At 65.5% G+C, this 20,091-nt stretch carries 17 protein-coding genes; 7 read left to right on the forward strand and 10 right to left on the reverse strand.

Annotated features, from left to right (window positions below; translation table 11 throughout):
- Nucleotides 1-2: 2 nt before the first annotated feature.
- The 6 genes from pip to pqqA form a co-directional block, all read right to left on the reverse strand.
- On the reverse strand, nucleotides 3-989 hold the full coding sequence (gene pip, locus EDE08_RS15190) for a prolyl aminopeptidase (RefSeq protein ID WP_131869620.1): 987 nt from the start codon (nucleotides 987-989) through the stop codon (nucleotides 3-5).
- The gene (gene pqqE / locus EDE08_RS15195) at nucleotides 979-2,160 is read right to left on the reverse strand and encodes a pyrroloquinoline quinone biosynthesis protein PqqE (protein WP_131869621.1); all 1,182 of its coding nucleotides are present in this window, start codon (nucleotides 2,158-2,160) and stop codon (nucleotides 979-981) included. Before pqqE ends, pip begins: the two co-directional genes overlap by 11 nt.
- Nucleotides 2,157-2,468, reverse strand: a complete 312-nt coding sequence (gene pqqD, locus EDE08_RS15200; protein ID WP_131869622.1) for a pyrroloquinoline quinone biosynthesis peptide chaperone PqqD — start codon at nucleotides 2,466-2,468, stop codon at nucleotides 2,157-2,159. Before pqqD ends, pqqE begins: the two co-directional genes overlap by 4 nt.
- A 10-nt stretch (nucleotides 2,469-2,478) precedes the next feature.
- Nucleotides 2,479-3,258 carry a pyrroloquinoline-quinone synthase PqqC gene (pqqC, locus tag EDE08_RS15205; protein WP_131869623.1) on the reverse strand — a complete coding sequence of 260 codons (780 nt, stop codon included), beginning with the start codon at nucleotides 3,256-3,258 and terminating at the stop codon, nucleotides 2,479-2,481.
- Entirely contained in the window at nucleotides 3,255-4,184 is a 930-nt protein-coding gene (gene pqqB, locus EDE08_RS15210; protein ID WP_131869624.1) for a pyrroloquinoline quinone biosynthesis protein PqqB, read from the reverse strand. Before pqqB ends, pqqC begins: the two co-directional genes overlap by 4 nt.
- 134 nt (nucleotides 4,185-4,318) lie before the next feature.
- Nucleotides 4,319-4,399: a pyrroloquinoline quinone precursor peptide PqqA gene (gene pqqA, locus EDE08_RS15215; protein WP_007595659.1), complete on the reverse strand. Its 81-nt coding sequence runs from the start codon at nucleotides 4,397-4,399 to the stop codon at nucleotides 4,319-4,321.
- Between the two features lie 247 nt (nucleotides 4,400-4,646).
- Here pqqA and EDE08_RS15220 point away from each other — a divergent pair, with 247 nt between their 5' ends.
- From EDE08_RS15220 to tarD, 5 genes are all read left to right on the forward strand, one after another.
- Nucleotides 4,647-4,904 carry a DUF6894 family protein gene (locus EDE08_RS15220; RefSeq protein WP_028177529.1) on the forward strand — a complete coding sequence of 86 codons (258 nt, stop codon included), beginning with the start codon at nucleotides 4,647-4,649 and terminating at the stop codon, nucleotides 4,902-4,904.
- Between the two features lie 140 nt (nucleotides 4,905-5,044).
- On the forward strand, nucleotides 5,045-6,445 hold the full coding sequence (locus tag EDE08_RS15225; protein WP_131869625.1) for an amidase family protein: 1,401 nt from the start codon (nucleotides 5,045-5,047) through the stop codon (nucleotides 6,443-6,445).
- Nucleotides 6,446-6,447: 2 nt separating this feature from the next.
- A complete protein-coding gene (locus EDE08_RS15230) occupies nucleotides 6,448-6,924 on the forward strand; it encodes a glutathione peroxidase (RefSeq protein WP_061879436.1) in 477 nt (158 codons plus the stop codon).
- An 11-nt stretch (nucleotides 6,925-6,935) separates the two neighbouring features.
- Nucleotides 6,936-7,178 (forward strand): DUF3297 family protein, encoded by a 243-nt coding sequence (locus EDE08_RS15235; protein WP_029674077.1) that lies wholly within the window; start codon nucleotides 6,936-6,938, stop codon nucleotides 7,176-7,178.
- A gap of 154 nt (nucleotides 7,179-7,332) precedes the next feature.
- Nucleotides 7,333-8,502 carry a D(-)-tartrate dehydratase gene (gene tarD / locus EDE08_RS15240; RefSeq protein ID WP_131869626.1) on the forward strand — a complete coding sequence of 390 codons (1,170 nt, stop codon included), beginning with the start codon at nucleotides 7,333-7,335 and terminating at the stop codon, nucleotides 8,500-8,502.
- 689 nt (nucleotides 8,503-9,191) lie between these two features.
- On the opposite strand, the gene EDE08_RS15245 is transcribed toward tarD, so the two are convergent.
- Both EDE08_RS15245 and EDE08_RS15255 read right to left on the reverse strand, forming a co-directional pair.
- Nucleotides 9,192-10,544, reverse strand: a complete 1,353-nt coding sequence (locus EDE08_RS15245; protein WP_131869627.1) for a malonyl-CoA decarboxylase — start codon at nucleotides 10,542-10,544, stop codon at nucleotides 9,192-9,194.
- A 295-nt stretch (nucleotides 10,545-10,839) separates the two neighbouring features.
- Entirely contained in the window at nucleotides 10,840-11,676 is an 837-nt protein-coding gene (locus tag EDE08_RS15255) for an AraC family transcriptional regulator (RefSeq protein WP_165935945.1), read from the reverse strand.
- 50 nt (nucleotides 11,677-11,726) lie between these two features.
- Between EDE08_RS15255 and EDE08_RS15260 the strand changes: the two genes are divergently transcribed.
- Together EDE08_RS15260 and EDE08_RS15270 are read left to right on the forward strand one after the other, a co-directional pair.
- Nucleotides 11,727-12,899 carry an MFS transporter gene (locus EDE08_RS15260; RefSeq protein ID WP_131869630.1) on the forward strand — a complete coding sequence of 391 codons (1,173 nt, stop codon included), beginning with the start codon at nucleotides 11,727-11,729 and terminating at the stop codon, nucleotides 12,897-12,899.
- 397 nt (nucleotides 12,900-13,296) lie between these two features.
- Nucleotides 13,297-15,564, forward strand: coding sequence for a cation:proton antiporter domain-containing protein (locus tag EDE08_RS15270; RefSeq protein ID WP_131869632.1), 2,268 nt, complete (start codon nucleotides 13,297-13,299; stop codon nucleotides 15,562-15,564).
- A gap of 120 nt (nucleotides 15,565-15,684) precedes the next feature.
- Here EDE08_RS15270 and EDE08_RS15275 read toward each other — a convergent pair whose 3' ends face one another.
- Together EDE08_RS15275 and EDE08_RS15280 are read right to left on the reverse strand one after the other, a co-directional pair.
- On the reverse strand, nucleotides 15,685-18,840 hold the full coding sequence (locus EDE08_RS15275) for an efflux RND transporter permease subunit (protein ID WP_131869633.1): 3,156 nt from the start codon (nucleotides 18,838-18,840) through the stop codon (nucleotides 15,685-15,687).
- Between the two features lie 13 nt (nucleotides 18,841-18,853).
- Nucleotides 18,854-20,047, reverse strand: coding sequence for an efflux RND transporter periplasmic adaptor subunit (locus EDE08_RS15280; protein WP_131869634.1), 1,194 nt, complete (start codon nucleotides 20,045-20,047; stop codon nucleotides 18,854-18,856).
- Nucleotides 20,048-20,091 lie beyond the last annotated feature (44 nt).

The following is a 20,091-nucleotide window of genomic DNA, read 5'->3' on the forward strand; positions in this document are numbered from 1 at the left end:
CGCTAGCGCGCGGCCTTCGACGCGAGGTCCGCAATCGACTTCATGACGGCATCCCTCACGCCGCCATCATAGAGCGAATGTCCGGCCTCTTCCACGACGCGAATCTCGGAACCCGGCCAAACTTTCGCGAGCGCCTGGGATGTCCCGGGCGGACATAACAGGTCGTAGCGGCCCTGTACGATGATGCCGGGAATGCCGGCGAGCCGATGCGCGTTTCGCAACAGCTGGTCTTCGCTCATGAAGCTGTCGTTGACGAAATAATGCGCCTCCATGAAAGGCGTCGCCGGCAGTGTGCGCCAGACGTTCAGCGCGGCGAGGTCCAGCCGGGTCCGTGCCGGCTTGTGCTCGGACAGGGTGCGTTCAACGTCGTGCCAGGCCCGCGCCGCGGGACCGTGCACGGCAGGATCGGCATCGAGGATACGGCGCCAATAGGCGCCCACCGGTTGCTCGCGCTCTTCCGGCGTCAGCACGCTCAGGAAATCCTCGTAGAGCGCGGGATAGAACTGGGACAGGCGCGAGGTGAAGGCCGTCTCGACCTCGGCCCGCGTGCCGAGGAACGTGGCGCGCAGCGCAATGCCGGAGACGCGCTCCGGATGCGCCTCGGCGTAGGCCAGCGCCAGCGTCGCGCCCCAGGAGCCGCCGACCACCATCCAGCGTGTGATGCCGAATTTCTCGCGGATCTTCTCCATGTCCGCGACCAGATGCGCCGTGGTGTTGTGCGCGCGCGATCCCTTGGGCCTGCTGCGGCCGCAGCCGCGCTGGTCGAACAATACGGCGCAGAAACGATCAGGGTCGAACAGCCGGCGATGGTCGGGCTGGCAGCCGCTGCCCGGCCCGCCATGCAGATAGACCGCAGGGATTCCGTCAGCGCGGCCGACGCTCTCGACATGGAGCTCGTGGCCGTCGCCGACATCGAGCATCTCGGAGGTCAGCGGCGCAAAGGGATCGGCGCGTTTGACCGCGCTGGCCGCGTCGGCGTCAGGCATCATTCTCGGATTCCAGAGTGCCGCCGGCGAAATTGCGATAGAGGAAGCGGTTGGTCTCGCCCTCGGCCTCGCGCTCGGCCTGCTTGAAGATGGTCTCGTGCAGCGGCGACAGCGCGCAGGCCGGATCGGTATTGGCCGCATCGCCCGTCAGCGCGAAGGCCTGGCAGCGGCAGCCGCCGAAATCGATCTCGCGGAACTCGCAGGACTTGCACGGCTCTTTCATCCAGCCGGTGCCGCGATAGCGGTTGAAGGCCTCGGAGTTCTGCCAGATCCAGGCGATCGAATGGTTGGAGCGCACGGATTCGAAGCCGAGCCCGGTGATGCTCTCGGCGGCGTGGCAGGGCAGCACCTTGCCGGCGGGCGAGATGTTGAAGAACTGCCGGCCCCAGCCGCCCATGCATTTCTTCGGCCGCAGCGCGTAATAATCAGGGACGACGTAATCGATCGTCAGCCGGCCCCTCAGCCGCTCGCGCGCCTCCTCGACAAGGCGGGTGCATTCGTCGAGCTGAGCCACGGTCGGCATCAGCGCGGCGCGGTTCTTCAGCGCCCAGCCGTAATATTGGACATTGGCGACCTCGAGTCGGTCGGCATCGAGATCGAGCGCCATCTGGATGATGTCGGGGAGCTGATGCAGGTTCTGCCGATGCATCACCGCGTTCACGGTGAGCGGCAGATCGAGCTCGCGCGTCCATTTCGCGACTTCGAGCTTCTTGCGATGTCCGCCTTTGTAGCCGGCGACGCGATCGGCGAGGCCTTCCTCGATGCCCTGGAAAGAGATCTGCACATGGCAGAGCCCGGCATCGGCGAGATCGCCGAGCTTCTCGCGCGTCAGCAGCACGGCCGAGGTGATCAGGTTGGTGTAGAGCCCGGCGTCGCTGGCGTGCTTCACCAGCTCGACGAGGTCCTTGCGCGCGGTCGGCTCGCCGCCGGAGAAATGCACCTGGAGCACGCCGATCTCGGCGAGCTCGCTCAGCACCTTCTTCCACTCGTCCGTGGTCAGCTCCTTGGCCGAGCGGTCGAGCTCGACCGGGTTGGAGCAATAGGGGCATTGCAGCGGGCAGCGATGGGTGATCTCGAGCAGCACCGCGAGCGGAATGCCGAAGGTCTCCGCCGTCGAGCGCTGCTTCTCCAGCACCGCGAGGCTGTCGCTGGGTGGGATGGTCACGTCGCTCATGACGTCTTCTCCCTGATCTCGGTGAGAAAGCCCTTGTCCGCGAGGTCCTGCAGCATGGCGATGACATCGGCCAGGATCGCCTCGCGGGGCGCGGCGTATTTCGTGGCCAATTGATCGGCGACGTCGCCGACATTGCGCTGGCCGTCGCAGAGCTGCAGCACCTCGACCGCGATCTCGTCGGGCGCCAGCACCCGTTCCGGCGCCAGGATCACCCAGACTTTTCGCGTCTCGTCATATTTCAGCTTGGCGTGCCGTGGCAGCACGGGGCGGCTTGCCTCGCTGACGCTGATGTTCCGCGGCCCGGCCATCGCTCGTCCTTCAGCTCGCTTTGGGCACGAATGCGCCCGGCGGAATGTGGCCCTCGACATAGGCGTGCTGGAGCGCATCCAGCTGCACCCACAGCACGTTGGTCTTGAAGATCAGCGCATTGCAGACGGAGGCGCGCTCCTCCGGCGTCCTCGCATGCGTCTTGACATAGTCCAGCGCGAAATTGGCATCGCGCGGCGCCTGGGTCAGGCGGCGCTTGAAGTAGCTCATGATATCAGGATTGACGAAATCGTAATGCTCCAGCATGCCGGCGATGCGCTCTTCATGCAGGTTCGGCGCGAACAGCTCGGTGAGCGAGGAGGCGATCGCCTCCAGCGGGCTCTTCTCGCGGCAGTAGTGGACATAGGCTTCCACCGCAAAGCGCGTCGCCGGCAGGATGCCCTCGGTGGATTCCACGTAGGCCGTATCGAGCCCGAGCCCTTCGGTCAGCTTCAGCCAGCGCTCGATGCCGCCCTCGCTGCCGACATCGCCGTCATGGTCCTCGATGCGGTGGCGCCATTCCAGGCGCGTGGCGCGGTCGCGGAAGCGCGAGATCACCACCGCGTCCTTGATCGGAATCGTGCTCTGGTAATAGTAGCGGTTGAGCGCCCAGGCCTGCACCTGGCCCTTGTTCAGCTTGCCGCCATGCAGCAGCTTATGGAACGGATGCAGGCTGTGATAGCGCGTCGCGCCGATATGGCGCAGCGTCGCCTCGAGCTCATCGGCGCTAGTGAGCCTGATGTCCTTGCCGATCGAGAGCGCGGTCATTCCAGTCAGTGATGCGGCGTTCACAGCACGATCTCCGTTCCATCCGCGGGTATCTGCCAGCCCGCCTGCTCGGCGGCCTTGCGCTCGGGCGAGCCGGGCAGCAGCGCCGGATTCGAGTTATTGATATGCAGAAACAGCTTCCTGTCGATATTGAGGTCGGCCAGCCGCGCGATCGCGCCGTCGTCGCCGGACATGGCGACATGTCCCATGCTCTTGCCGGTCTTGTGGCCGAGTCCGGCCCGGATCATCTCGTCGTCGCGCCAGACCGTGCCGTCGAAGAACACCAGTGCGGCGCCGTCGATCTCGGCCTTGAGCGCGTCGGTCACCTCGGCACAGGCCGCGATGAAGTAGAAGCACTTGCCCGTGGCCTTGTCGGTGATTTTGAGACCCAGCGTGTCGCCGTCGCCGTTCTCGCCGCCCGGATGCGCCTTGCCTTCCAGATACCAGGCCGACTTGCCCGGCACCGCGAAGGGCAGCACCGCCAGGCCGGAGCGCGCACCATCCGGCAGGCGGAGCTCGAACGGCTCATCGATGCCGATCGGCTGGCGCCGCACGTGCTTCTCGTTCAGCACGTTGAAGATGCTGTTGCTGTCCAGAATCGCCAGCACTTTCTCATGCGCATAGATTGTGAACGGCGAGCTCTCGCGCATCGACAGCAGGCCCGCCACCGCATCGACTTCGCTGTTGGTCAGGATCACGCCCGCAATCGGCGAGTGACGCAGTGCGCCCGCCTTGGGGTGCAGCTGTGGCGTGGCATTCAATTGCTGCCGCAGGTCGGGGGAGGCGTTGATCAGGAACCAGTGCTCGCCATCGCCGCTGAAGGCCACCGAGGCCTGCGTCCTTTGCAGCTCGTGGCCGCCGCTACGGGCCGCTCGGCAGCCCTCGCAGCCGCAATTCCATTGCGGAACTCCGCCGCCGGCCCCGGCGCCCAGGACGACGACGCGAAGCATGATCCGTCTCCTGGAAGGTAAAGTCGCGAGGTGGATCTCAGGCCCACACAAAACCTGTCTTCCGGAAACGTATCGTGACCGAAAGAGCTCGGGGCGAAAGATCCACCTGCGCGGAACGCAATCTCACCAACCGCTTACTTGCGGGTGGCGCTCACATACATGTTGATTTCCATGCCGCAGGGCACTTCGACGATCTTCGGGGCTTTCCAGGCCATTTCGGCTCTCCATATTCGCGAATTCGGGACGTATCCGCCCACCTGTTAGACTAATGCTGGCGGAGAACTTCGCCAGTGAAATTTTCCCGAGAAGGTCATGCTGCGCCGCGAAAAATGCTAGGGGAACATCACTTCTGAAGCGCTGCCTTGCGTCAGACGCATTCGGTCGCGAACCCTGCCCTGATAAAGCTGTTGTGGAGTGCAGTGCAGCTTCAATCCGATACAGGCGAACCAACTGGATCTCGATATGCCCAGATACTTCTTCAACACCCGTATCGGCGACGAGCTGATCGTGGACCCCGACGGCGAGGACCTGCGCAACCCCGACCGCGCCTGGGAGGTCGCCCGCCAGATGATCCTGGAGGTGGTGAAGTCCGAGGGCGCACAGCCGGCGCTGCTCGAGGCGGTCATCGAGGTGACCGACGATGATGGGGAGATCGTGCTGGAGTTTCCCTTCACCGAGGCGCTGCTCGACATCCCCGACCAGTCCGCGACAAGGCATTAGCCGCGGGTCAGCCATGGCTGAGGCGGCGGTGTCCACCTCTCCCCGCCGGGGAGAGGTGAGCGACCGCCTCACCCCCGCGAAATCCGCATGGCTTTGCCGCGTTCCCGGCGCTAAAAGACGCCGATTACACGGAGCAAGCCATGCAAGATCTCTGGCGCCTGTCGGCTGCCGACCTCGCCACCCTCGTCAAATCCAGGAAGGTCTCCGCCAGGGAGGCTGCGCAGGCCGGCCTCGCGCGCCTGGATGCCGTCAATCCCGCGCTGAACGCGGTGATCGACCACCGGCCGGACGACGTCCTCAGGCAGGCTGATGCCGTCGATGCCGCCATCGCCCGGGGGGAGGACCCCGGTGTGCTCGCCGGCGTGCCCGTCACCATCAAGGCCAATGTCGACCAGGAAGGCTTTGCCACCACCAACGGCCTGAAGCTCCAGCGCGACCTCATCGCGCGCGAGGACAATCCGGTGGTCGCCAATTTCCGCAAAGCCGGTGCCGTCCTGCTCGGCCGCACCAATTGCCCGGCCTTCTCCTACCGCTGGTTCACCACCAATCTCATTCATGGCGACACCAAGAACCCGCGCGACGCCGCGCTGACGCCGGGCGGCTCCTCCGGCGGCGCCGGCTCGGCGGTCGCGGCCGGCATCGGCCACATCGCCCACGGCACCGACATCGCCGGCTCGATCCGCTATCCCGCCTATGCCTGCGGCGTCCACGGCCTGCGCCCGACGCTCGGCCGCATCCCTGCCTTCAATCCGGCGCTGCCGGAGCGCCCGATCGGGCCGCAGATCATGGCGGTGTCGGGACCCCTGGCGCGCACCGTCAACGACATCAGGATTTCGCTCGAGGCGATGTCGGCCCGCGACATCCGCGATCCCTGGTTCGTGCCGGTGCCGCTGCTAGGCCCCGCGCGGGACAAGCGCGCCGCGCTCTGCCTCAACCCGGGCGGCCTTGCCACCACGCCGGAGGTGAAGGCCGCGGTGAGCGACGCCGGCAAGCGGCTCGAACGCGCCGGCTGGACCGTCGACATCATCGACGACACGCCGCCGATGCGCGAGGCGGTCGAGTGGCAGATCAAGCTCTGGCTCGGCGACGGATTTGATGCGCAGCTCGAGATGGCCGAGCGCGAGGGCGATCCCGGTGCGCTGGCCTGCCTGCGCGGCAACCGCGCCAGGGTTACGCCGATGGACCAGGCGAACTACGCCAAGGCGCTGACCCGAAGAGCCGCGCTGACCCGCGAATGGATGTTGTTCTTCGAGAAGTACGCCGTGCTGCTGACGCCGGTCTCCGGCGAGCTGCCGTTCCCGGATCATCTCGACCGCAAGGACGACGAATCCTTCAAGCGGGTTTGGGAGGCGCAGCTGCCGCAGATCGCCATTCCGTTCATGGGCCTGCCGGGCCTCGTGGTTTCCACCGGGCTCGTCGGCAAGGCCCCGGTCGGCGTGCATATCGTCTCCGGCCGCTACCGCGAAGACCTTTGCCTGCTCGCGGGCGAAGCGATCGAGGCCGGCGGCGTGCCGCCGTCGCCGATCGATCCCGTGGGCTAGCGATGACCGCCATCTACGACTTCAAGGCCAACTCGCTTGCCGGCGAGGAGGTACCGATGAGGCGTTTCGAGGGACAGGTGCTGCTGATCGTCAACACCGCGAGCAAATGCGGCTTCACGCCGCAATATCGCGGCCTCGAGGATCTCTACCGCGATCTCTCGCCGCGCGGCTTCTCCGTGCTCGGCTTTCCCTGCAACCAGTTCGGGGCGCAGGAGCCGGGGCGCGCGAGCGAGATCCAGGAATTCTGCTCGACCAATTACGACGTCACCTTCCCGCTGTTTGCGAAGATCGACGTCAACGGGCCGAAGGCGCATCCTCTCTATGACTACCTGAAACGTCAGCAATCCGGCCTTCTCGGCGCCTCCATCAAATGGAATTTCACCAAATTCCTGGTGGACCGTGCCGGCAAGGTGGTCGCGCGCTACGCGCCGACCGCACGGCCCGAAGGATTGCGGCAGCAAATCGAGACCCTGTTGTGAGCGAGACAATCATGAGCGACGAATTTCCCGACCGCCTTTCGGTCGACCCGAACAGCCCCTATTACAACGCGGATATCCTGGCGCGCGACGTCGGCATCCGCTTCAAGGGCATCGAGAAGACCAATGTCGAGGAGTACTGCATCAGCGAAGGCTGGGTCCGCGTCACCGCCGGCAACGCCAAGGATCGCCACGGCAACCCGCTGACCATCAAGGTGCACGGGCCGGTCGAGCCGTATTTCAGGGATAAGAAATAGCTATCGCGCGTCGGGCGCACCACACCCTCCGTCGTCATGCGCGGGCTTGACCCGGGCATCCACGTCTTCGAACTTGCTCCGTGGAAAAGGCGTGGATGGCCGGGTCAAGCCCGGCCATGACGAGTGGAGGGAGCTAGCCAGGAAGAGAGAACCCATGTCCGTCCGCATCGTCGACGTCCGCGAGATCACCAAACCGATCTCGTCCCCGATCCGCAACGCCTATATCGACTTCACGAAGATGACGACCAGCCTCGTCGCCGTCGTCACCGACGTGGTCCGCGACGGCAAGCGCGTCGTCGGCTACGGCTTCAATTCCAACGGCCGCTACGGACAGGGCGGCCTGATCCGCGAGCGCTTCGCCGCGCGCATCCTCGAAGCCGATCCGAGGTCGTTGCTCGATGAAGCCGGCGATAATCTCGACCCCGACAAGGTCTGGGCCGCAATGATGGCCAACGAGAAGCCGGGCGGACATGGCGAGCGCTCCGTCGCAGTCGGCACCATCGACATGGCGGTGTGGGACGCGGTGGCGAAGATCGCCGGCAAGCCGCTGTTTCGCCTGCTCGCCGAACGTCACGGCCTGACTGCCAATCCGCGCGTCTTCGTGTATGCCGCCGGCGGCTACTACTATCCCGGCAAGGGCCTGTCGATGCTGCGCGGCGAGATGCGCGGCTATCTCGATCGCGGCTACAACGTCGTGAAGATGAAGATCGGCGGCGCCGATATCGACGAGGACCGTAAGCGCATCGAGGCCGTGCTGGAAGAGATCGGCAAGGACGCGCAGCTCGCCGTCGACGCCAACGGCCGCTTCGACCTGGAGACGGCGATTGCCTACGCCAAGATGCTGCGGGACTATCCGCTGTTCTGGTACGAGGAGGCCGGCGATCCCCTCGACTACGCGCTGCAGGCTGCGCTCGCCGAATTCTATCCAGGCCCGATGGCGACAGGCGAAAACCTGTTCAGCCACCAGGACGCCCGCAATCTCATTCGCTACGGCGGCATGCGACCCGACCGCGACTGGCTGCAATTCGACTGCGCGCTGTCCTATGGCCTGTGCGAATACCAGCGCACGCTTCAGGTGCTGAAGACCCACGGCTGGTCGCCCAGCCGCTGCATCCCGCATGGCGGCCACCAGATGTCGCTCAACATCGCAGCCGGCCTCGGTCTCGGCGGCAACGAAAGCTATCCCGACCTGTTCCAGCCCTATGGCGGCTTCCCGGACGGCGTCCGCGTCGAGAACGGCCACATCACCATGCCGGAGCTGCCAGGCATCGGCTTCGAAGGCAAGTCCGATCTCTACGCCCAGATGAAGGCGCTGGCGGAGTGACAGTGAGGCGCGAAGCCCGCGCCATACACTCGCTGTCGTCCCGGACAAGCGCGCCCAAGCGCGCGCCGATCCGGGACCCATAACCCCAGGCAGACCTCGTTTTGCGAAGCTGACAACTCCGAGTCCTCGTAACCACGCTCTCCTGTGGCTATGGGTCCCGGATCTGCGCACAGCTCTCGACAACGCTACGCGTTGTCGAGAGCTACGCTTGTCCGGGACGACGACCGAGTGTCGAGCTACGGCCGCGCCATACACTCGCTGTCGTCCCGGACAAGCGCGCCCAAGCGCGCGCCGATCCGGGACCCATAACCCCAGGCAGACCTCGTTTTGCGAAGCTGACAACTCCGAGTCCTCGTAACCACGCTCTCCTGTGGTTATGGGTCCCGGATCTGCGCTTAGCTCTCGACAACGCTACGCGTTGTCGAGAGCTGTGCTTGTCCGGGACGACGACTGTTTGTTGAGCGACGGCCGCGCCACATACTCAGTGTCGTCCCGGACAAGCGCGCTTCAAGCGCGCGCCGATCCGGGATCCATACTCCCAGGCAGGCGTCGTTTCGCGAAGCTGATAACTCCGAGTCCCCGTAACCACGACCTCCTGTGGGTATGGGTCCCGGATCAGCGCTTCGCTCCTGACAACGCTACGCGTTGTCGGGAGCTACGCTTGTCCGGGACGACGACCGAGTGTGTCGTTACGACAACCGCATATCCAGCAGCCGTCGCCCTTCACCCTTCAGCAGCTTCTTCACGGCGCTCGACGCGACCACCTCGCCGTCATTGGCGTAGGCCTCGTGGTTCTTCTCGATGTCATCGAGGCGGTAGAGGTAGTTGACCATGATGCCTGCCGACTCGCGCAGGCCCTTCAGCGAGAGGTCTCCGAGCCAGTTGATGCGCTCGAGCCTCGCGCCGTTGCCGAGATGGAAGCGGGCGACGGAATCGATCAGCCGGCCCTTCGGCGTGCGTGCCTTGAGGAAATAGTGCGCGGCGAGCGGTTCCAGCACGCTGCGCAGCAGCGCCGCCGTCTCGGGGCTCTCGAACCATTTGGGCTCGTCGAGACGCTTCAGCAACTCGCGGTCATCGTCCGACAGCGGCAGGTCCTTGTCTTGCCTCACCCAAGCCATGAAGCCGGGCACCGGCGACAGCGTCACGAAGGTGTCGAGCTTCGGCAATTCGCGGCGCAGCTCTTCCACCACCTGCTTGATCAGGAAGCTGCCGAAGGAGATGCCGCCGAGGCCGCGCTGGGTATTGGAGATCGAATAGAACACGGCGGTGCGCGCGCGCTCGATCGGCAGATGCTGGCGGTCGACCGCGAGCAGCGGCGCGATCGCGCCCGGGATGGTCTCGGTCAGCGCCACCTCGACGAAGATCAGGGGCTCGTCGACCATCGCGGGATGGAAGAAGGCGTAGCAGCGGCGGTCGACCGGATCGATGCGGCGGCGCAGATCGTCCCAGTCGGAGATCTCGTGCACGGCTTCGTAGCGGATGATCTTTTCGAGGATGTTGGCCGGGGTCGACCAGTCGATCCTGCGCAGCACGAGAAACCCCCTGTTGAACCACGAAGAGAGAAGGTGCGAGACGTCGCGGTCGAGCGCGGCGAGATCGGTGTGCCCGTTCATCATGCCGAGCAAATCGGCGCGCATGTTGACGAGATCGCCGGTGCCGCCCGGCGCGCGGTTGAGGCGGCGGATCAGCTCCTGCCGCCGCGGCTCGGAGGCGAAGTGCAACGAGCTCGCATCCTCGTCGCTCGGCTTGGCGCGCCATTGCTCGATCGCCTTGGACAGACGCTCCCGATCGGGACCGAAATCGCGCACCAGTCCCTCGAAGAAGGCGCGGCGTCCTGCCGCATCCAACTCCCGGTAGATGTCGAGCACCTCACGCGCTATCGCGGTCCCGGAGGCTTCGCCCCGGCCCGACAGCAACGCATCGCAAAGCTCGATCAGCCCATCGGCATCCCGTTTGGCATCGGCGGAGTCCCCGCGGCGAAGCAGCGTGCGGCCGCGCTCGGAGATGGTGGCGAGCAGGTCGGAGAAGAAGGCATTGGCCATCTGGACTTTTCAATTCCGGTTTGTGCGTTGCGGAAGTTTACACAAGATTTGGGCGGAAGCCGATCACAATCAAGCGGGGGAATTTGGCAACTTCAGTTGGGCGGTGCGTTTCGAGAATGCCGACATGTCCCGCGAAGGCGGTGCGCGCTGGACGTCCAAGCCTCCACGTCGTCATGGCCGGGCTTGTCCCGGCCATCCACGCCTTGCCACGCAGCACAAAGAACGTGGATGCCCGGGACGAGCCCGGGCATGACGGCCCTTGCGTTCATTGTGCCAGCGCCATCCAGAGTGTTCCTCACCCCTTCGCGAACTCCGTCGGCGTGCGCCCCGTCACCTGGCGGAACGCGGCCGAGAACGCAGGCACGCTGGCATAGCCGAGCTGGGTGGCGAGCTGCTTCACCGAGACGCTCGCATCCGTCGACAGGCGCTGGATCGCGGAGGCGATGCGGGCGCGCTGGCACCAGCTCTTGAAGCTCAGCTGCGTCTCGCTCGAGAACAACCGCGACAGCGTGCGGGCGGAGGTTCCGACCTCGCGCGCCAGCGTGTCGATGTCGTGCAGGCCGGTGGGGTCGTCGAGCACGATCATGGCGGCGCGGCGGCAGCGCGGCTCGCGCGGCAGTGGCAGGAAGGTGGCGGAATCCTCGGCCTGGTGCAATTCCAGCATCACCAGGCGCACCAGCAGCTCGGTCCGCGCCTCCGTATTGCGGGCATCGAACAGCGCCAGGATCGCCTGGTGCAGCAGTGGCGACACCCGCACCACGAATTCCCTGGTCAGGCCCTCGTAGCGCTGCTCGCGCTTCAGCCAGGGCAGGTCGAAATACAGCGTGCGCATCTCGATGTCGGCGAGGACGTCGATGGCGTGCTCGAGCTGGGCCGGAACCCAGACCGCGCGGTCCGGCGGCACCAGCCAACGTCCCGCGGGCGTCGTGACCTGCATCGTGCCCTTCGCGGCATAGACCAGCTGCGCCTCGCGGTGCATGTGCGGATCGAGCCGCAGGCCTTTGGGATAGTCGCGTGCGACCAGGTGCACGCCCGCGGGCGAGCGGTGGTTGCCCCGGACCTCCCGCAGGATTGGCGTTTCCAAGCTTGGCGTTTCCAAGATTGGCCTTTTCAAGACAGTCATTGGCAGCATCCCGTCATGGCTCCGACATATAACCGATTTGGAGCAGGAGAGGATTCGGAATGAACAGCCCCAGCCGGGTGATCGGCTTCGTCAACGCAGGCCATTTCATCGACCATTATTCGATGCTGATCTTCGCCGCCGCCGTCATCATCATGGGGCCGGCGCTCGGTATGACCTATTCGGAACTCTTGCCCTACGCGACACCAGGCTTTGTGGCGTTCGGCGCCGGCTCGCTGCTGACCGGCTGGCTCGGGGACCGCTGGAGCCGCCGCCACATGATGCTGATCTTCTTCGTCGGCATCGGCGCCTCCATGATCGCGGTCGGCTTCGTGCAGACCCCCGTGCAGCTCGGCGCTGCGCTGCTCGCGATCGGCATTTTCGCCTCGATCTATCACCCCGTCGGCACCGCCATGATCGTGTCCTATGCCGACCGGCTCGGCCGCGAGATGGGCATCAATGGTGTCTGGGGCAATCTCGGGGTGGCGTCCTCGGCTCTTGTCACCGGCGTGGTCGGCCAGTATCTCGGCTGGCGTTTTGCGTTCATCGTTCCCGGTGTCGTCACGATCCTGATCGGCATTGCGTTTGCAATGACGGTCGTGCACGAGGACCGCAAGGGCAGCAAGCAGGCGGCGGCGCAGGCCCGCGTCGCCAGGCAGGACATGTGGCGCGTGATCCTGGCGCTGCTGATCGTGGTGATCGCGATCTCCACGACCTTCAACGCAGTCACCGTCGCGCTGCCGAAACTGTTCGCCGAGCGGCTCGCGGACCTGACCAGCAGCCCGGCGCTGCTCGGAATCATCGCCGCCTGCGTCTACGTGTTCGGCGCGATGACCCAGTACACGATCGGCCGGCTGCTCGACCGCTACTCGCTGAAGACGGTGGCGTTGCCGCTGTCCTTCATGCTGGCGCCGTTCCTCTATCTGGCCGCCAGCCTGAGCAATCTGCCGCTGATCATCGTCTCGATCGGCATCGTCATGGGCGCGTTCGGGCAGGTCACGGTGAATGACGCCATGGTCGGCAAGTACACCACCGAGGAGTGGCGCTCGCGCGCCTATGCGGTGCGCTATTTCGTCGGCTTCACCGCGGCCGGCGCCTCCGTCGGTCTGGTCGCCTGGCTCTACGAGCAGGGCGGCTTCGTCACCATGCTGCACGCCTTCGCCGCCCTCTGCCTGCTCGCGATCGCGGCCGCGATCATCCTGCCGCGCGAGATCAGGACGCCGCAGGCGGCGTAGGATTGTTGAAAGGCGGGCAACTGTCTCCACATCGTCATTCCGGGGCGCGCGCAAGCGCGAACCCGGAATCCATCGGGCGGCAGAGATTGTGGAGAAATGGATTCCGGGTTCGTCGCTGCGCGACGCCCCGGAATGACGATAGAGAGATGCGCTCCCACGGCGGGGATGACGGGGCTCATCATGCCATTCTGCCGGTGTTTTGCCCGACGGAGCAAGCCGTTTCGGCAAGCCCGAAATTTTTTCGAGCAATTTCAAGCCCATCTCTACTGTGCATGGGGTTGTTTTCGCACTTTCGTTTTTGACCCCGCCGCGCGCGGCGGAACCCGCGCCGCCTTCCGCGGGTTCTGTCCCTGTGGCGCCCCGACACCGGGGCGGATGAAGGGGGAAGAACACCTGCATGCCATGGCGCCTGCTCCGACCGGTTGTCCTCGTCCCCGCGGCGCTTGTCCTCACCACCATTGCGGCCAGTGCCGAAGCGGGCAAATCGGCCGGCCCGTCGGAATTCCTCCTGATCGTGCAGATCGTGCTGCTGATCGCGGTCGGCCGCGGGCTCGGCGAGGTCATGCAGCGGATCGGCCAGCCCTCGGTGATCGGCGAACTGCTCGCCGGCATCATCCTTGGGCCCTCGCTGTTCGGCTGGATCTGGCCGGAGGCGCAAGCCGCGATCTTCCCGAAGACGCCCGAGCAGAAGGCGATGATCGACGGCATCGCGCAAGTCGGCATCCTGCTGCTGCTTTTGCTCACCGGCATGGAGACCGACCTCAAGCTGGTCCGGAAGGTCGGCAGGGCCGCGATCGCGATCTCGATCGCCGGCATCGTCGTGCCCTTCGCCTGCGGCTTTGCGCTGGGTGAATTCCTGCCGGACGCGCTGTTGCCCAATCCGCAGGAGCGCCTCGTGGCCTCGCTGTTCATGGGCACCGCACTGTCGATCTCCTCGGTGAAGATCGTCGCCGTGGTGGTGCGCGAGATGAACTTCATGCGCCGCAATGTCGGGCAGATCATCGTCGCGACCGCCGTCATCGACGACACCATCGGCTGGATCATCATCGCGGTCATCTTCAGCGTGGCCTCGCACGGCACGCTCGATATCGCCTCGGTGGCGAAAGCCGTGCTGGGAACGCTGGCCTTCCTGGCCGTCAGCTTCACCATCGGGCGCCGCCTGGTGTTCCTGCTGATCCGCTGGGCCAACGACAATCTCGTCAGCGCGGCGGCCGTCATCACGGTGATCCTGCTGTTGATGAGCGTCATGGCGATGATCACGCATCTGATCGGCGTCCACACCGTGTTAGGCGCCTTCGTCGCCGGCATCCTGGTCGGCGAGTCCCCGATCCTGACGCGGCAGATCGACGAGCGCCTGCGCGGACTGATCTCGAGCTTCTTCATGCCGGTGTTTTTCGGCCTCGCCGGCCTCAGCGCCGATCTCTCGGTGCTGCGCGATCCCAACCTCCTGATGCTCACCGGCCTGCTGGTGGTGATCGCCAGCGTCGGCAAGTTCGGGGGCGCCTTTGTCGGCGGCACCGCGGGCGGCTTGAGCTATCGGGAGTCGCTGGCGCTCGCCAGCGGCATGAACGCGCGCGGGTCGACCGAGGTCATCATCGCCACCATCGGCCTCTCCATCGGCGTGCTCAGCCAGAACCTGTTCACGATGATCGTGACCATGGCGATCGTGACCACGATGGCGATGCCGCCGATGCTGCGCGCGGCGCTGGCGAGGCTCCCGATGAACGAGGAGGAGAGGGAGCGGCTGGAGCGCGAGGAATTCGAGAAGCGCGGCTTCGTCGCCAATCTCGAGCGCCCCTTGCTGGCGGTGGACGAAAGCGTCAACGCCGGCTTCGCCGCCTACATCGCGGGCCTGATCGCCGGCATGCGCGGACTGCCGATCACCGTGCTGCATATCGGCGAGCGCGCCAAGGAACAGGGGAAGGGACGCGGCGAGGAGGAAAGCCACGAAGCCGTGGTGAAGAAGGCCGCCGAGACGGTGTCCGTCAAGGGTGATGGAGACACCGGCAACGTCGATGTCGTCACCCGTGCGAGGCAGGCAGAGCTCGGCGCAACCATCGCCGACGAAGCGCGCAAGGGCTTCGATCTTCTGGTCGTCGGCATCGACAGGGTGACCGCGACCAAGGACCGCTTCGACCGGAGGATCGACGACATCGCCGCGGCGTTCGAAGGACCGCTCGCGATCGTCGCGGCCAAGGGCAAGCACCTGAAGCAGCCGATGCCCGACGCGCTCAACATCCTCGTTCCCGTTTCAGGCAGCGCCGTCTCCAAACGCGGGGCCGAGGTGGCGGTGGCGCTGGCGCAGGCCGGATCGGGCTCGCTGCGGGTGATCTATGTGGCGACGACGCGGGACAAGGGCGCGCAGCGCGTGGTCTCCCGCGGACTGAGCCAGGAGACAGGCATCCTCAAGGACACCAGCGATCTCGCCGCCCGTTACGACGTCGACATCACCACCACGCTGCGGGTGAACCGGGCGCCGGAGGCGGCGATCCTCCGTGAGATCGACACCACCGACGTCGACCTCGTTGTCATGGGCGTCGACCGCATCCAGGCCGACCACCTTTCCTTCGGCGGCGTCGCCGACGCCGTGCTCCGGCAGTCGAAGGTCTCGGTGCTCCTGGTGTCGAGCGGCGAGGCCCGGCAGGCGCCGGCGGAGAGGGCTTGAAATCTCTCTCCACCGTCATTGCGAGGAGCGAAGCGACGAAGCAATCCAGACTCTCACCGCGGAAAGATTCTGGATTGCTTCGCTGCGCTCGCAATGACGATCGTGATCGATAGCGGTCGCCTACTTCACCTCCGCCACCGGCTGCGCCTTCGGTGCCTTCTTCGACGCCCGCCAGTTCTCGAAGCGCTGCACCACCACGAAGAAGGCCGGCACGAACAGCACCGCGAGGCAGGTCGAGGCCAGCATGCCCGAGAACACGGTGATGCCGATCGACTTGCGCGCGCTGGCGCCGGCGCCGGTGGCGAGCACCAGCGGCACCACGCCGAGGATGAAGGCGAACGAGGTCATCAGGATCGGGCGGAAGCGGGCGCGCGCGGCTTCGATCGCGGATTCAATGATCGGCTTGCCCTCGCGGCCGTGCAGCTCGAGTCCGACCTCGACGATCAGGATGGCGTTCTTGGCCGACAGCGCGATCAGCAGGATCAGGCCGATCTGGCAATAGAGGTTGTTGTCGATCTTGAGCGCGGAGAGGACCAGCATCGGCCCGAGCAGTGACAGCGGCACCGCGAGAATCACCGAGATCGGCGCGTACCAGCTCTCGTATTGGCCGGCCAGCACGAGATAGACCAAAAGCATGGCGAGGCCGAACACCCAGTAGATCTGGTTCGAGACCGCCTTCTCCTGATACGACATCGCGGTCCATTCAAAGCCGGTGCCCGGCGGCAGCGTCTTGTCGGCGACCTCCTCCATCAGCTTCAGCGATTGGCCCGAGGAGTAGCCCTGCGCCGGCAGGCCGATCACCGTCGCGGACGGGTAGAGGTTGTAGAGGCTGATCAGCGACGGACCCGTCGCCGGCGTGATCTTGGCGACGGTGCCGATCGGGATCATGTCGCCGTTCGAGTTGCGCACCTGCATGTTGGCGATGTCGCGCTCGGTGACGCGGAAGGCGGGATCGGCCTGGGTGTAGACCTGGAACACGCGGCCGAACTTGTTGAACTGGTTGACGTAGGACGAGCCGAGATAGGTCGACAGCGCCGAGAACACCTGGTCCGTGGTGACATGCAGCGTCTGGGTCTTGACGCGGTCGATCTCGATGTTGAACTGCGGCACCGAGGAACGGAACGAAGACTGCACGCGCTGCAGCGCGCTCTGGCTCTGCGCGTTGGAGACCACGGCCGCGGTGATCGCCTGCAGCTTGGCGAAATCGCTGTTGCCGTCGCGCAGCTCGACCTGCATCGAGAATCCCGCGGCGTTGCCGATGCCCTGGATCGGGGGCGGCGGCAGCACGATCGCGCGCGCTTCCATGATGGTCGCGAGCTTGTCGTTGAGGCCAAAGACCAGCGAGCGCAGATCCTCGCCGGGCCCTTTGCGGGCGTCCCAGTCCTTCAGGATGATGTAGGCGACGCCGGCATTGGCGAGGCTGGCGCTGTTGTCGAGCGCCGAGATGCCTGCGATGGTGATAACCTGCTGGACTCCAGGGGTGTCCTTGATCAGCTCGCTTGCTCTGTCGAGCACCTTCTGGGTCCGCTCCAGCGCGGCGCCGTCGGGCAGCTGCACCGCGGCGATCAGGTAGCCCTGGTCCTCGATCGGCAGGAAGCCGGTCGGCACCCGCGACAGGCCGTAGACGCTGCCTCCGATGATCAGCAGCGCGAACGCGACCGAGATAGTGGCATGCCTGACGAGAAACGTGATCAGCCGCGTGTAGCCGCGCTCGACACGGTTGTAGACCGCATTGAAGCCCCGATAGAAGAAATTGCGCTGCTCCGGCGGCACTGGCGGCCGCAGCCAGAGCGCGCATTGCGTCGGCTTCAAGGTCGCCGCGTTGATGGCGGAGAGCAGCGCGGTCGCGGCGATCACCAGCGCGAATTGCGAATAGATGCGCCCGGTGAGTCCTGCGAGGAACGAGGCGGGCAGGAACACCGAGATCAGCACCAGGGTGATGCCGACGATCGGCGCGAACAGCTGGTCCATCGCCTTGATCGCGGCGTCGTGGCCGTTCATGCCCTGCTCGATGTTGTGCGCGGCGCCTTCGACCACGACAATGGCGTCGTCGACCACGATGCCGATCGCGAGCACGATCGCGAACAGCGTCGACATGTTGACGGTGAAGCCGAGCGCCGCCATGGCCGCGAAGGCGCCGATGATGGTGACCGGCACGGTGGTCGCCGGCACCAGCATCGCGCGCCAGTCCTGCAGGAACACGAGGATCACGACCAGCACGAGCAGGCCGGCCTCGATGAGCGTCATGTAGACCTCATGCACCGAGGCCTCGACGAACTTGGTGGTGTCGAACGGCGTGTCGTACTTGATGCCCTCAGGGAATTGCTTGGCCAGCTCGGCCATCTTCTTCTCGACGGCCTGTTCGACCTGGAGCGCGTTGGCGCCGGGCGACTGGAAGACGCCGATGCCGACCGCCGGCTGCTTGTTGAGCGAGAAGATCTGGCTGTAGGTCTGCGCGCCGAGCTCGACCCAGCCGACGTCGCGCACCCGCGTGACATCGCCGTTAGCGCCCGACTTGACGATGATGTTCTCGAACTGGCCGACGTCCTCGAGCCGTCCGTTGACGTTGAGCGTGTACTGGAACGCCTGTCCCGGCGGTGTCGGCGGCGCGCCGACCTGGCCGGCGGAGACTTGCTGGCTCTGCTGCTGGATCGCCTGGATCACGTCCTGCGGCACCAGGTTCCTGGCCTGCAGCTTGTTCGGATCGAGCCAGACCCGCATCGAATACTGGCCGGCGCCGAACACGGTGACGTTGCCGACGCCGGGGAGGCGCGAGAGCTCGTCGCGGATGTTGATGGTGGCGTAATTGCTCAAGAAGAGACTGTCGTACCGCGCATCCGGCGATGTCAGCGTCACGAACAAGAGGATCGAGGTCGATCGCTTCTGCACCGTGACGCCCTGGTTCTGCACCGCCTGCGGCAACTGCGACAATGCGCTGGAGACGCGGTTCTGCACCAGCACCTGCGCGAAGTTGAGGTCGGTGCCGATCTTGAACGTCACGGTCAGCGTGTAGGTGCCGTCGGCGCCGCTGTAGGACTGCATGTAGAGCATGTCCTCGACGCCGTTGACCTGCTGCTCGATCGGCAGGGCAACGGTATCGATCACCGTCTTGGCGCTGGCGCCGGGATAGCGCGTGGTGACCTGCACCGTCGGCGGCACCACGTCGGGATATTGCGCGATGGCGAGGTTGAACAGCGCGACGCCGCCGATCAGGATCATCAGGAGCGCGATGACGTTCGAGAGGACCGGCCGCTCGATGAAGAATTTCGAGATCATGGCTGGCAGCCCCTCACTTGGCCGAGGCCTGAGACTGGTCGATCTTCGTCGCTTGCGGGTCGATCTTCTGGCCCGGGATGACGCGCAGCAGCCCTGCGATCACCACGCGGTCGTCCGGCTTCAGGCCGCTCTCGATCACGCGCAGGCCGTTGTCGACGGAGCCGATCTGCACCATGCGCTGCTCGACGATGTTGTCGCCGTTGACCACCAGCAGATAGCGGCCGCCCTGGTCGCTGCCGAGCGCGGTGTCGGGAACGAGCAGCGCGTTCTTCTCCTGGTCGAAGGGCACGCGGACCCGGACGAAATAGCCGGGCAACAGCACCCGCTTGTCGTTGGGAACGAGGCCGCGGACCGCCAGCGTACCCGTCGACTGGTTCAAGGTCGGCGCAACGTAGTCGAGATGACCTTCGTGCGGATAGCCGGTTTCGGTCTGGAGGCCGATCTGGATCGGAAACTGCTTGAGGTTGGCGGCGGTCATCCCGCGGCGTGCCGCTTCGGCGCGAATGCGCAGTACGTCCTGTTCATTGACGGTGAAGTTCACATAGATCGGGTCCATCGCCACGATGGTGGCGAGCTGGGTCGGCGAGGAGACGCCGACGAGCTCGCCGATCGAGACCATATGGGCGCTGACGATACCGTCGAATGGCGCTGTCACCTTGGTATAGCCGTAATTGACTTCGGCGAGCTTGGTGTTGGCCTGGGCCTGCTGGAGATTGGCCTGGGCGTTGTCGCGGTTCGCGGTCGAGGTGTCGAGCGTGGCCTGGGAGACCGCCTGGCGCTGCACCAGCTCGGCCTGCCGCTTGTAATCGGCTTCCGCCTGCCGCAGCGAGGCCTGCGCGCCGGCCTCGGCCGCCTGCGCCTGCTCGAGCTTGAGCTTGTAGGTCTCAGGCTCGATCGTGAACAGCTGGGTGCCTTGCTTCACGAAAGTGCCGTCCTGATAATCGATCGTTTGCAGAAAGCCCTGCACGCGTGCGACCAGGTCGACGCTCTTGATCGGTGCGGTGTTGCCGGTGGCCTCGATGTAGCGCGTCACCGCACGCTGCACCGGCGTCGCGACGTCCACCTTGGGCGGGGGCGGCGCCACGAACGTGTTCTTGTCCTCGCAGCCGGCGAGCGCGGCCATGGATGCCGCGATGGCCAATCCCCGCCCGATATGTCGCCACACTCCATTGCGCCGTGCGGGAGATGCGGGATTCGCTGAGGTCATTCGATGGTCCCCGAAGTGTCTGTCGGTGCGGCAGGCTAGCAACA

The sequence above is a fragment of the Bradyrhizobium sp. R2.2-H genome (assembly GCF_004346455.1).
GTDB classification, from domain to species: Bacteria; Pseudomonadota; Alphaproteobacteria; order Rhizobiales; family Xanthobacteraceae; genus Bradyrhizobium; species Bradyrhizobium diversitatis.